At 63.7% G+C, this 12400-nt stretch carries 14 protein-coding genes; 7 read left to right on the top strand and 7 right to left on the bottom strand.

The window, feature by feature from the left end:
- Nucleotides 1-164: 164 nt before the first annotated feature.
- Nucleotides 165-593 (bottom strand): MarR family winged helix-turn-helix transcriptional regulator, encoded by a 429-nt coding sequence (locus BLA15945_RS18580; protein WP_059237408.1) that lies wholly within the window; start codon nt 591-593, stop codon nt 165-167.
- Between the two features lie 93 nt (nt 594-686).
- Between BLA15945_RS18580 and BLA15945_RS18575 the strand changes: the two genes are divergently transcribed.
- The 5 genes from BLA15945_RS18575 to BLA15945_RS18555 all read left to right on the top strand — a co-directional run bounded on the left by BLA15945_RS18575 (nt 687) and on the right by BLA15945_RS18555 (nt 6322).
- Entirely contained in the window at nt 687-1607 is a 921-nt protein-coding gene (locus BLA15945_RS18575; protein WP_059237409.1) for a LysR family transcriptional regulator, read from the top strand.
- An 81-nt stretch (nt 1608-1688) separates the two neighbouring features.
- Nucleotides 1689-2120 (top strand): MarR family winged helix-turn-helix transcriptional regulator, encoded by a 432-nt coding sequence (locus BLA15945_RS18570; protein ID WP_059237410.1) that lies wholly within the window; start codon nt 1689-1691, stop codon nt 2118-2120.
- Nucleotides 2121-2184: 64 nt separating this feature from the next.
- Entirely contained in the window at nt 2185-3279 is a 1095-nt protein-coding gene (locus BLA15945_RS18565; RefSeq protein ID WP_059237411.1) for an HlyD family secretion protein, read from the top strand.
- Nucleotides 3280-3292: 13 nt separating this feature from the next.
- The gene (locus BLA15945_RS18560) at nt 3293-4867 is read left to right on the top strand and encodes a DHA2 family efflux MFS transporter permease subunit (RefSeq protein WP_059237412.1); all 1575 of its coding nucleotides are present in this window, start codon (nt 3293-3295) and stop codon (nt 4865-4867) included.
- 18 nt (nt 4868-4885) lie between these two features.
- On the top strand, nt 4886-6322 hold the full coding sequence (locus BLA15945_RS18555; RefSeq protein ID WP_174993099.1) for an efflux transporter outer membrane subunit: 1437 nt from the start codon (nt 4886-4888) through the stop codon (nt 6320-6322).
- Nucleotides 6323-6404: 82 nt separating this feature from the next.
- On the opposite strand, the gene BLA15945_RS18550 is transcribed toward BLA15945_RS18555, so the two are convergent.
- The gene (locus tag BLA15945_RS18550) at nt 6405-6911 is read right to left on the bottom strand and encodes a hypothetical protein (RefSeq protein ID WP_174993098.1); all 507 of its coding nucleotides are present in this window, start codon (nt 6909-6911) and stop codon (nt 6405-6407) included.
- Between the two features lie 500 nt (nt 6912-7411).
- Between BLA15945_RS18550 and BLA15945_RS18545 the strand changes: the two genes are divergently transcribed.
- Nucleotides 7412-8257, top strand: a complete 846-nt coding sequence (locus BLA15945_RS18545) for a M24 family metallopeptidase (protein WP_174993097.1) — start codon at nt 7412-7414, stop codon at nt 8255-8257.
- A 28-nt stretch (nt 8258-8285) separates the two neighbouring features.
- On the opposite strand, the gene BLA15945_RS18540 is transcribed toward BLA15945_RS18545, so the two are convergent.
- Nucleotides 8286-9179 (bottom strand): LysR substrate-binding domain-containing protein, encoded by an 894-nt coding sequence (locus BLA15945_RS18540; protein ID WP_174993096.1) that lies wholly within the window; start codon nt 9177-9179, stop codon nt 8286-8288.
- On the bottom strand, nt 9176-9439 hold the full coding sequence (locus tag BLA15945_RS18535) for a hypothetical protein (RefSeq protein WP_174993058.1): 264 nt from the start codon (nt 9437-9439) through the stop codon (nt 9176-9178). Before BLA15945_RS18535 ends, BLA15945_RS18540 begins: the two co-directional genes overlap by 4 nt.
- A gap of 336 nt (nt 9440-9775) precedes the next feature.
- Between BLA15945_RS18535 and BLA15945_RS18530 the strand changes: the two genes are divergently transcribed.
- Nucleotides 9776-10231 (top strand): carboxymuconolactone decarboxylase family protein, encoded by a 456-nt coding sequence (locus tag BLA15945_RS18530; RefSeq protein ID WP_174993095.1) that lies wholly within the window; start codon nt 9776-9778, stop codon nt 10229-10231.
- On the opposite strand, the gene BLA15945_RS18525 is transcribed toward BLA15945_RS18530, so the two are convergent.
- The 3 genes from BLA15945_RS18525 to BLA15945_RS18515 form a co-directional block, all read right to left on the bottom strand.
- Nucleotides 10182-11084, bottom strand: a complete 903-nt coding sequence (locus BLA15945_RS18525; protein WP_217468163.1) for a LysR family transcriptional regulator — start codon at nt 11082-11084, stop codon at nt 10182-10184. The genes BLA15945_RS18530 and BLA15945_RS18525 overlap by 50 nt on opposite strands.
- Before the next feature lie 205 nt (nt 11085-11289).
- The gene (locus BLA15945_RS18520) at nt 11290-11517 is read right to left on the bottom strand and encodes a hypothetical protein (RefSeq protein ID WP_011355943.1); all 228 of its coding nucleotides are present in this window, start codon (nt 11515-11517) and stop codon (nt 11290-11292) included.
- A gap of 43 nt (nt 11518-11560) precedes the next feature.
- Nucleotides 11561-11821 carry a hypothetical protein gene (locus BLA15945_RS18515; RefSeq protein ID WP_155627214.1) on the bottom strand — a complete coding sequence of 87 codons (261 nt, stop codon included), beginning with the start codon at nt 11819-11821 and terminating at the stop codon, nt 11561-11563.
- Nucleotides 11822-12400: the final 579 nt, after the last annotated feature.

Raw genomic sequence — 12400 nt, 5'->3', positions numbered from 1 at the left:
CTCGTGACTCGGGCGGCGGCGCCGGCCCGTGAAATCCGTCAGAGGACTCTACAACTGGAAATAAAAACTGTCCAGATCGACATCAATCCGGGCAGTTTAAAGACCAATTCCCGTTACGAGAGACCACCACGATGGCCAATGGCTCGAATTCGGCTCCAGTTCGTCTAGCGTTCAGCGGTCAGGTTGAACAGCTCGCCGCGCAACGCCTTCGCACGCTCGCTGCCGAACTGCGTCTCGAATTCGTTCTGCGCCGCCTGCCACGCGACCTTCGCTTGCGCGAACGTGCGCTCGCCGAGCTGCGTCAGGTGCAGCGCATGCGCACGCGCATCGTGTTCGGACGCGGCCGTCTCGACGAAACCGTCGCGCTGCAGCGGCTTCAGCGCGCGCAGCAGCGTCGTGCGGTCCATCACGAGCTTGTCGGCGAGTTCGCTCATCAACAGGCCAGGCCGGTACGTCAGGTTCGCCATGATCGAGAACTGCGCGGGCGTGACGCCGACCGGGGCCAGATGGCGTTCGTACAGTTGCGTGACGAAGCGCGCCGCCTGACGCAGCGCGAGGCAGTGGCACGCTTGGGCAATCGAGGTGTCGTTCATGTTCGGCAATTTATATGTGCATATGCATAAAGTCAATGTACACTCCGCCGTAACCCGAGGCCGGCGGCCGGCCCGCGCGTCAAGGAGACGGACATGGACTACATCGACAAGCTGCGGATTTTCCGGTCGGTGGTGGAGATGCGCAGCTTCACGCGCGCCGCCGACATGCACGGCCTCGCGCGGCCCGTCGTGTCGCGCGCGGTCGCCGATCTGGAGGCGCGCTTCGGCAGCCGGCTGCTGCACCGGACCACGCGCCAGGTGTCGCTGACCGAAACGGCCGAGCGCATCTACGAACGCTGCGCGGCCGTGCTCGACGAACTCGATGCGCTCGAAGTCGAAGCGCAGACGCACACCCGCGAACCCGAAGGCCTGCTGCGCCTCGTCGCGCATACGACGGCCGCGCTGAACCGGCTCGTGCCGCTGATCGCCGGCTTCAAGAGCGCGCATCCGAAGGTGCGCCTCGACGTCACGCTCACCGAGCGCCCGGTCGATCTCGTCGGCGAAGGCTACGACATCGGCATCGTCGTGCCGTACATGCTGACGAGCGAATCGACCGTCGTGCGGCTGGTCGATCGCATTCCGGTCGTGATCGTCGCGACGCCCGCGTACCTGCGCGAACATGCGCGCCCCGAAACGCCGGCCGACCTCGCGGATCATGCGTTCGTGCCGCTGTCGCCGTCGCTGCGCCGGCCCGCGCTGTCGTTCCGCGTCGACGGCGACCTGCTCACCGTGCCGTTCCGCTTCGACATCTCGTCGAACAGCCCCGTCTTCAACCGCGAAATGGTGATGCACGACTTCGGCATCGGCGTCGTCCCGAAAGCGCTCGTCCAGGCCGAACTCGCGTCGGGCGCGCTCGTGCAGTTGCTGGCGGATGCCGACCTCGTCGACGCGTTCGTCGAAATCAAGCTCGCCTACGCGAACCGCGTGCTGCTCCCCGCGAAAGTGAAAGCCTTCATCGACTACACGGCCGCCTATTGCGACCGCGAAGGCTGGATCGTCCCTGCGGCCGCCTGATGGCGATTGGTACAGCCACGACACCAATCTGATCCTGCCCCGCCCATCGATTCGCGGCTGCCTGCGCCCTAACATGTGCACATGCACAAGATCACCCTCACCGACGACGATTGCTTTGCGGTCCGGCAAGCCGCCCGCCGGATCTCGCAGTTCTACGAGCGCTATCTGTCGCAGGCGGGCGTGACGCCGTCGCAGTACAGCATTCTCGCGCTGCTGCGCGACCGGCCGGGCCTGACGATGGCGGCACTGTCGAGCGTACTGGTGATCGAACGCACCGCGCTGCTGCGCGCGCTCAAGCCGCTCGTCGGCGCGGCGCTGGTGATGGGCCGGATCGAACCGCCGCACCGCCGCCAGACCTTCGCGCTGACCGCGCACGGCGAAACGAAGGTCGCCGACGCGCACGTGCACTGGCTCGCCGCGCAGGAAGCGTTCGAGCGGCGCTTCGGGCCGACGCAGGCGGCCCGCCTCAGAGACGAACTGTTCCGGATCACGCACAACCTGCCGGAACGCTAGCCCCTTCCCCGATCGACGCGACGTCGCCGATCGTTTTGATAAGTGCATATACATAGGTGAATCGATGGAAACGACCCAAGCCGCTGCCGCATCGCGCGAAGCAGCCACAACCGAGCGGCCCGCGAAGCAGCAACGCCGCGTGCCGTGGATGCGCATCGCGGTAGGCGTCACCGTCGTCGTCGTGGCCGCGGCCGTGCTCGACTGGCTGTTCGTGCTGCGCTTCCAGGAGAGCACCGACGATGCGTATGTCGGCGGCGACGTGACGGTGCTCGCGCCGAAGGTCAACGGCTTCGTCGACAGGATTCTCGTGACCGACAACCAGCGCGTGAAAGCCGGCGACGTGCTCGTGCAGCTCGATGCGCGCGACTACGACGCGAAGCTCGCCCAGGCAACCGCCGAAGTCGACAGCGCGCGCTCCGCCGTGACCGAACTCGAAGCGAAGCAGCAACTGCAATTCGCGGTGATCGGCCAGCATGCGGCCGACAAGAACGCATCGTCGGCCGAACTCACGCGCGCCGCGTCGGACCGCGTGCGCTACCGCGAACTCGTCAAATCCGACGCCGTGTCGAACCAGATCGTCGAGCGCGCGGACGCCGATTACTCGAAAGCCGGTGCGGCCGTCGAACGCAGCGACGCCGCACTGCTCGCATCGAAGCGACAGCTCGACGTGCTCGGTGCGCAGCTCGCCGATGCACAGGCCCGCGTGAACACCGCGCTCGCCGCGCAGCGCGTCGCGGCGCTCAACGTCGAATACACGACGATCCGCTCGCCGGTCGACGGTTACGTCGGCAACCGCACGGGCCGCGTCGGGATGCTCGCGAACGTCGGCGTGCCGCTGCTGACGGTCGTGCCGGCCTCCGGGCTGTGGATCGACGCGAACTTCAAGGAAGACCAGTTGCGCAAGATGCGCGCGGGCGATCGCGTCGACGTCGCACTCGACGCGTCGAGCACGCGGCTGCACGGCCGCGTCGACAGCGTCGCGCCCGCGACCGGCGCGACCTTCAGCGTGCTGCCGCCCGAGAACGCGACCGGCAACTTCACGAAGATCGTCCAGCGCGTGCCCGTGCGCGTGCATCTCGATCCGCAACCCGGTATCGAACACGTGCTGCGCCCCGGCCTGTCGGCGGTCGTGACCGTGCATACCGACCACGCGAACTGAGCGGGAGACGACGATGACCACCGCGTTTTCCGGCGACCCCGCGTCGCAACCGACCAGACAGCGCGTGTTCGCGTTCGCGCTGATGTGCGTCGGCTTCTTCATGGCGACGCTCGACATCCAGATCGTCGCATCGTCGCTGCGCGACATCGGCGGCGGGCTTTCCGCGAGCCAGGACGAGTTGTCGTGGGTGCAGACCGCCTACCTGATCGCCGAGATCATCGTGATCCCGATGTCGGGCTGGCTGTCGAAGGTGATGTCGACGCGCTGGCTGTTCGTCGCGTCGGCCGTCGGCTTCACGATCACCAGCATGCTGTGCGGGCTCGCGTGGGACATCAACTCGATGATCCTGTTTCGCGGGCTGCAGGGCGCACTCGGCGCCGCGATGATCCCGACCGTGTTCACCACCGCGTTCGTGCTGTTTCCGGGCAAGCAGCGGCTGATCGCGTCGACGACCATCGGCGCGCTCGCGTCGCTCGCGCCGGCGATCGGGCCCGTGATCGGCGGCTGGATCACCGATCAATGGTCGTGGCACTGGCTGTTCTACCTGAACCTCGTGCCGGGCATCGCGGTGGCTGCGCTCGTGCCGCGTTACGTGCATATCGACGAGCCCGATCTCAGCCTCATCAAGCGCGGCGACTATCTCGGCATCGCGCTGATGTCGGGCTTCCTCGGCTGCCTCGAATACGTGCTCGAAGAAGGCCCGCGCAAGAACTGGTTCGGCGACGATGCCATCGTCATCTGCGCGTGGATCTCCGGCATCTGCGGCTTCCTGTTCCTCGTGCATGCGTTGACCGCCGACGATCCGATCGTCGACCTGCGTGCCCTCGCCGTGCGCAACTTCGGAATCGGCAGCCTGCTGTCGTTCGTGACCGGCATCGGGATCTTCGTGACCGTGTTTCTCACGCCGCTGTTTCTCGCGCAGGTGCGTGCGTTCAGCTCGCTGCAAATTGGCATGGCGCTGCTGTCGGTCGGCGCGTTCCAGTTGCTCGCGCTCTGTGCGTATGCGTTCGCCGCGCGTTACTTCAGCATGCGGGCGCTGCTCGTGTTCGGGCTGATCTGTTTCGGCCTCGGCTGCTACCTGTACACGCCGATCACGCACGACTGGGGCTGGCAGGAACTGCTGCTGCCGCAGGCGTTGCGCGGCATCGGCCAGCAATTCAGCGTGCCGCCGATCGTGACGATGGCGCTCGGCTCGCTGCCGCAGTCGCGGCTGAAATCGGCGAGCGGGTTGTTCAATCTGATGCGTAACCTCGGCGGTGCGATCGGCATCGCGGTGAGCGCGACGATGCTCAACGACCGGCTGAATTTTCACTACCTGCGCTTGAACGAGCACGTGAGCGCCGGGGAACCGCAGATCGCGTCGCTGCTCGATCGGCAAGCTGCGTACTGGGGCTCTGTTGCTGGCAATACGCTGAATACCGCGCAGGCCGGGCTCGCGAACCTGCATCGGCTGATCTATCGCGAAGCGCTCACGCTCACTTATGCCGATGCGTACTACGCACTGTCGCTGTGTTTCGTCGTCGCGCTGCTTGCCGTCGCGTTTTCCAAACCCATTACGTTGAACGCGCCGCCGCCGGACGCGCACTGAGGCCAAGGGATCATCATCATGAAAAAGCTATTTCTCGCGCTGGCTGTCAGCGCGTTCGCCGCAGGGTGTGCAGTGCAGCCCGCGCAGCATCCGGCGCTGGACGAATCCGTTCGGACGCTCGCGCCTACTGCATGGGATACCGACGTGCCGCGCGCGGACATCGACGCCGTCGCATGGTGGGCGCAATTCCACGACCCCGTGCTCGACAAGCTGATCGCGACCGTGCTCGACGGCAACCTCGATCTGCAGGCAGCGGCCGAACGCGTGAAGCAGGCGCAGGCGCTGACCGTGCAGAAACGCGCGGTGCTGCTGCCCGAACTCGATGCGACTGCGCATGCGGCCGACGCGCGGCAGAATACGCCGCCGCCGCTCGGGTATGTGCGGCAGGCTGGCGCGGGGCTCGCGTTGAGCTGGTCGCCCGATGTGTTCGGCGGCGAACGGCTCGATTTGCTTGCCGCTCAGGCGGAACTCGTCGGGCAAAAGCATGCGGAAGATGCGATGCGGCTCGCACTCGCGGCCGATGCAGCATCCGCGTATGTCGATCTGCGCTGGGCGCAGCAGGAATTGAAGATCCTGCAGGACAACGCGAAGATCCGGCAGCATGCGCTCGAACTCACGCGCAAGCGGCAGGCGTTCGGGCTGTCGACCGAGCTTGACGTCACACGTGCGCAGAACCAGCTCGATGCGCTCGAGGCGCGGATTCCGCCGACGCAGGCGCAGATCTCGCATCAGCTCAATCTGATTGCCGTGTATTCGGGGCGCACGCCGGAATCGATCGATCGGCTGTTGCTGGCGCAGGCCGGTGAGATTCCCGCGCCGCCGGTTGGTGCGCCGGGAACGCTGCCTTCGCAGGCGTTGTTGCGGCGGCCGGATGTGCTGACGGCCTATGCGCAGGTCGAACGGCGTGCGGCGCAAGTGGGCGTGGCTAAGGCCGAACGGTATCCGAAGTTTTCGTTGAATCTGACGGACGGGATTCTCGCGGCTTCGTATCTCGGGTTGCCGACGTTGACCGATAACCTGTTCAGCGCGGCGTTGAGTGCGACGAGCCCGATCTTCAACGCAGGGCGGATTACCGCCGATATCTCGCAGAGCGAAAGCCGGATGCGCGAGTCGGAACTCGGGTTACGGCAGACGATGCTGCAAGCGTTGCGGGAAGTCGAAGACTCGCGAGCGAATCTCGTCAGTTCGGATGAGGCTGCGCGGAAGCTGGGTAGCGCGCTTTCTGCGTCGGACAAGGCGCTTGGGTTGGCGAATCAGCTCTACAAGGGCGGCGCGACGGATTTTCTGGATGTGCTGTCGGCGCAGGAGGTGTATCTGCGGGATTCGGATTCGCTCAATCAGGTCAAGCGCGAGCATGCGCTGGCGGCGGTGGCGTTGTATCGGTCGCTTGGGGGTGGGTGGAGCAGGAATGAGACGGCGGGTGGGCCGGAAGTGGAGGCTGTGGCGGAGAATTGAGCGCCGGGTTGTGCAGGGTTAGTCGGTCGTCGAATGATTTCGCTACCCCTGCACGATGTGTTCGTCGTGGAGATAGGATGATTCACTTCCTGACGTCACGGGCAGCAAAGTACAAGTCTTTGGTTTGTGCGTTCAGGAGGTACCCGCCGTGAACGTTCTGAAACGACCCGCTTCGCCCCAACCCGTCGAAATCAAAGCTCACGCAGAGATAGCGCTGACGGCCTTCTCTTGCGATGCTCCACTCCGCGAGCGACGGATTGAATGCGGCCGGCTTGATTCCGCCGTTCTTTCCAACGGGCCTGGCCGCGGACAACCGATAGAGTTTTCCAGCGTAGATCAATGCCGGTGTCGACTTCCGTTCCGCGTAGCCGACGTCGGTGCCTTCATGTTTGACGAGATAGCTTGCGTCGAAGCCGCCTGCGTAGTTGTCCTCCTGCAGAACTTCATGCGTATTGATGGCCTCGATCGCAACTGTTGGCGCGACGGACTGCGCAAGAAGGCAGCTTTTAACCAGATCTTCGTTCGGCGCAGCGGCCCTTCCTTGACAGGAAATCGCCATGGCGATCGCAACGAAACCAACTTTTTTCATCGATCCTCGCTCCCACGCATAACGTCAAAGTAATGCCGATCCTACTTCGGAAGGATCGCCCGGCCAATGCCGGCGGCGGCACACACCAGCAAAGCCGGCACAAGGCCGGCTTTGTCGTTGAAGCATATTGCTGCGCATTGTCACGAAGCCGTATGTTGCTTACGTTCGATACTGAAGCACGACCTCCAACCCGAGTTACCGATCCAGCGCCAGCTTCGCGCCGAGCCCCAGCAGGATCGGCCCCATCGCCGCATCGATCGGCTTGAGCAGTTTCGCGTCAAATTCCGTTCACATCTAACGTGAATATTCGTCGTTGGACTCATGGTGCCGCCCGCAACATACTCGGTTCACACAGTGCAATCGGTACTGCATTGACACGAAGCTGCGGCACGAGAAGCCATTGCATCCGTTCTGGATGTCTCGGTCAGATACCGGCCACCGGAATTGCGCTCTCCAGTATCGCGGCATGCTTTCAACCTCAACATACTCGGTGAAACATGATGCAAAACGTCGACTACAACAAGATTTCCATCAAGACGCCCGAAGAGATCGCGATGCTGCGGGTGGCCGGGCGCATCGCGGCACAGGTTCTGCAGGATCTCACCCCGCACATTCAGCCCGGCGTGACTTCGCGTCAGATCAACGACATCGCCTACGACCTGATCGTCAACAAGTACCACGCGGAAATCGACCGGGAAGACCTCTCCGGGTACGACTCGAGCCAGTACGCCTGTATTTCGATCGCCCACAACGAGAACGCCTTCAGTGGCGAGCCGAACGACCTGCCACTGAAGAAGGGGGATTTGTTCGGGGTGGATGTCAGCATCAAGAAGAACGGATGGTGCGGCGATACGCAACGTATGTGGATCGTTGGCGAAGAGACCAGCTCCGAGGCGCGCCTGCTGATGTCCGTCGGGTATCAGGCCATGTGTCTTGGCATCAGCCTGGTTCGCCCTGGCGCAAAACTCCAGGACATCGCACGGCGCGTTCAGGCCTATGTCGAATCCTTCGGCTTCTCCATGCTGCGCGTGCCCAGCGGGACGGGCCATTCGACTGGGCAAGTCCACGCGGATGGCTGGCTGATCCCCTACTACGAGTCGTCCGTCAATGAAGGAAGGGTGCTCGAGAAGGGCATGGTCATCACGGTCGAACCGTTCATCTGTGCCGGATCGGGGGAAGGCATCCGTTTGAACAACGTGACGCGGGCCGCCCAAACCGCCGACAAGTCGCTGGCCGTCTATTGGGAGCATGTGGTGGCAGTCACCGATACCGGCTGCGAGGTGCTCGACCTGCGCGAAGGCGAAGATATTCGCTTCTACGACGCGAGCGCGCGCGCCCATCGCTGACGAGGTGCTCGCGCGTGGCCCGCGTGATTCAGTTCATGCGCGCCACCATCCCCTCCAACCATGCCGCGAACTGAAGGATGGCCGCCTGTTTGGGGTTGTCCTCACGCCAACAGAAATAGTAGGCGAGGTTGGAGGGTATTCGGGTAGATCCAACCTGCACCAGTTTTCCATCGCGCAAATATGCCCTTATCAACCGCTCCCTCAGCATCGCAATGCCTTGTCCAGCGAGTGCGGCATGGAGCAACGATGCCGCATCGTCGAACATAGGGCCGTACTTCGGGTTGGCGTCGGTGATACCTGCAGCATGAAAAAACTCCTGCCACGATCGACCGGAAAATCGTAGCAGCGGTCCTTGGTCGAGATCCCAGCCTTTCAAGGCGATCTGCCTGTCGCGAAATTCTGGCGTGCATACGGCGATCACCGAATCGTCGAACAGCTTGCGCGACTGGAAGCCGTTACGCTCGATACTCTTGTGCCAGATACCGATATCCGACTCGTGACCGTCCGGCACTTCCAGCGTGTGACGGACAGCAATCGACAAGTCGAGATTCGGATGTTCGTCGTAAAACAAGTCGAGTGCAGGAATGAGCCAGACGGTCGCGAAGTCGGCCATCACGCTCAGCTTGAGCACCAGTCGCTGCTGCTGCTCCGCGTGCGTGGCCTCCAGCAACGCGAACTCGATATCGGCCAAACCCTTGCGCACCCGCTCTGCGAGACGCGTGCAGGTCGGCGTTGGAATCATCTGCGCCTGCTTGCGCGTGAACAGGGACAAATTGAGCAAGGTCTCGACCTGCCTAATCTGGTGACTGATGGCGCTATGCGTCAGGCTCAGTTCGTTCGCGGCCAACGTGAAACTCCGGCATCGTTCGGCGGTCTCGAGGGCCCGCAGGGCGGACAGATTGAGGCGAAGTCGTTCATTCATGGGAAACCGATCCAGTTTGCTCGCGCGGCCCGAAGCTCACGCCTGACTATGGCATGGGTGAGCGTGCGCGCGCAGGTCCACAGCAGGAAGATCGCCGGCGACAGGTTCGCCGTGAGTTGAGTGAATGGGAAGCCCACGATGTCGCGCGCACGTAGCCCGAGCCATGCAGCTTCGTGCTGGCCGACGGATTCGGCGAGCGTGGCAGTCTCGACCTTGAATTCGTCCGTGCATTGCCGTTTCGGCACTGACTTTTCTGACATCCAACCCTCCGTACAAATGGGAAATTAGCAAATTCCTGCTGTACGCGAAATCAAGGCAGCGTCAGACCGCTGCCGAATCGCTCAAGCAACTTTGCGGACTTCGCCGGCAGATCTGCCGGTTTGTGACGCATACCGCCTCGTTGGAAGCATCATCTGTGTTGAACACGAAACGCCTGACCGGCCCCGGGCACCGCTCGCAACGCGACTCCAGGCGGATGGCCAATTCGCCACTCCCAGTGGGAAATGATCCAACCAGACAGGTGTTTTTCAACGCGCCGCCTCCCCCCACACTGCGTCTGTCCGCCGGCATTTCGGCACTTCCCGACGAGGTCAACGATGACGCAGCCCCTTCTTCCCCGAGACGACACCTATGCACGCGGTCTCGCGTTGTTCGAGCGCCTGCACGGCGCGCATAGCGGCAAGGATCTCGCCGAGTCGCGCGAAACGCTCTGCCCGGATTTCCTGACGATGACGATGCAATGGGCGTTCGCCGGCGTGCTGGACCGGCCCGGGCTCGACCTCGCGACACGCGAGCTGGTCGTGATCGCCAGCTGCGTGACGCTCGGATACGCGCTGCCGCAGTTGCGCGCGCACGTCGAAGCTGCACTGGTCGCGGGCGCGACGCGTGAGCAGATCATCGAGACGATCCTGCAGACGATGTTCTATGCGGGTGGTGCCGCCGTGAACAACGCGCTGGGCGTCGTGGCCGACGTGTTCGCCGCCTCGCCGGACGCCGACAGCCTCAAGACGCCGACTCCGGAACCCCAAAATGATCGAGCGCGAACGCAATGAACGCCCGAAGTTTGGCGGGTGCACCGGTATCGCGTGCGTAGAGCAGGTAAAAATCGCGGCCGCCCGATTCGTACTCGGCCAGCAGCACGCGCAGGCGGCCGGCATCGAGATCGTCCTTGACCAGGCCGAACGGCTGCAGGATCACGCCGCCGCCGGCCAGCGCGGCCTCGCGTAGCGCAGGGCCGCTGTCCACGCGCAGCCGGTACGTGACCGGCACTTCGATCGGCCCGTCGGGCCCGTCGAATCGCCAGCGATAACGCGGCCCCCATCGCGTATGGCCGAGGCAATCGTGATTCAGCAGATCCTGCGGTGTAGCAGGCGTGCCGTGGCGGGACAAATACGTCGGCGACGCGCAGACGACCATCCGGTAGTACGACGGCAACGACCGCGCGACGAGCGACGAATCGGCCAACGGCCCGATGCGAAACGCGAGATCAATGCCATCGCCGACCGGATCGACTGCCGCATCGGTCAGCACAAGCTCGATATCGACACGCGGATACTGCGCGAGAAAGACGGCAACGGCTGGTGCGAGTTGCGTCACCCCGAACGAGATCGGTGCAGCGATGCGCAGGTGGCCGGCTGGATCGCCTCCAAGCGCCGACGCGGCGTCGTCTGCCGTCTCGACCCGGTCGAGGATGTCGCGACAGCGCTCCAGGTAAAGCGCGCCGGCCTCGGTCAGATGGTGGCGCCGCGTCGTGCGATGCAGCAGCTTCACACCAAGACGCGCCTCGAGCGCGTTCAGGTGCTTGCCGACCATGCTCGGCGACAGGCCGAGCCGCTCGGCCGCGGTGGTCAGACTGCCGGCATCGACGATCTCGACGAACACCGACATGCTTTCGAAGCGGTCCATGTTGATTTGATGGCGCGAAGAGGAATGGGGCCGGCGAGCGCGATCGCGCACGCACCGCGCCAATCTTCGCACGAATGTGCCCGCAACTCCCCCATCGCGGAAATGCGCCATCGGGCATGCCGGACAGCAAGGCAAAGGGGCCTTCCCCGTGCCTTGCTCTCGCATCCGCGATCGATGCGCGGGACGTCCCGCGCGCCGTCACACGTCAGCGCCAGCCTCGATGCCAGCCGTAGTGCGGATGCCACCATCCCCACCCGTAGTGCGGGTGATAGCGCCACGAATAGCCGGGAGCCGGCATCACGCCGACCGGCGCAACGTAGACGACGCCAGCGGGGGCGACAGCCGGCGGTTCAGCCGGGGCCACCACGCAGCCGGACAGCGATGCGCCCAGCAGCAGTGACGCGACCAGGGTGTAACAGGTTTTCGATTTCATCATGGATCATCCTAACGTCGTGGTCGGGCGTTGCAGCCAGCGGTTACTGCCAGCCCGGATGCCGTGCGCGGTAGTACTCGAGCGCAGCGGCACGCTCCTGCTCGGCTTGCCGAGCCAGTTGCTCCGCACGCGCCATGTGGCCGCCGAACTCGCCGCCGTGTTCCTGCTGGATGATGTGCATTTCCTCGATGGACCGCTGAAGATCGTGCGTGGCGGCCATCGCCTTGTTGTGAAGCTCATCGGCAAATGCGGCATTCGCCATCAAAGCGGCGCACAGAATCACGGGAATGGATTTGAGTTTCATGAGTGCAGTTTTTCCGTCTTGTCGTGAAAGGGATTGTTGCTGCAGTAGTGAACGTCCCGTCCCGACCCACTGTTGACGCTGCATCGCTCAGACTTTGTAAATCTGCATTACGCACTCGTGAGCGGGCTTTCACCCATGCGCCCGGCTTGTGATTTCCTTTCGATTCGCACTCGTGACGTCGCCCGCGACACGACCTGCGCCGCCTGTCCGACGACGAGAAGTTTTCCGTCTGAGCACCGGGCTATCTTGCCGGTTGCACGCTCGACGAGGCCGGCCTTGCGAACGAGACACGGCTCGAAAGGCGGGCGAATCCGATCGCACAGCGACATCGCCAGACTCGGCGGCAACCGGGATGGGAGTTATCAGGGGCGCAGGCCGCTTGTTCAGCGAAGCGCTCTACAGCGTCCAGGGAACGCAAGTGCCGTACTTCTTCGTGCGAAACCGGCGTCGGTATCTGATGTGGTCGTGCTATCCGGAGGCATCGAGGGGGGACACCAGTGTCCCGACTCTGTACCTCCGAACGCCGGGCTACTCAGGGAGTGAAATTGAAGACATTCCCCAATCATTCCCGATCCCGCA

It is taken from the genome of Burkholderia arboris (assembly GCF_902499125.1).
In the GTDB taxonomy this organism is placed as follows: domain Bacteria; phylum Pseudomonadota; class Gammaproteobacteria; order Burkholderiales; family Burkholderiaceae; genus Burkholderia; species Burkholderia arboris.
The sequence above is the reverse complement of the archived record's forward strand: the minus strand, read 5'-3'. Positions and strand labels throughout refer to the sequence as shown.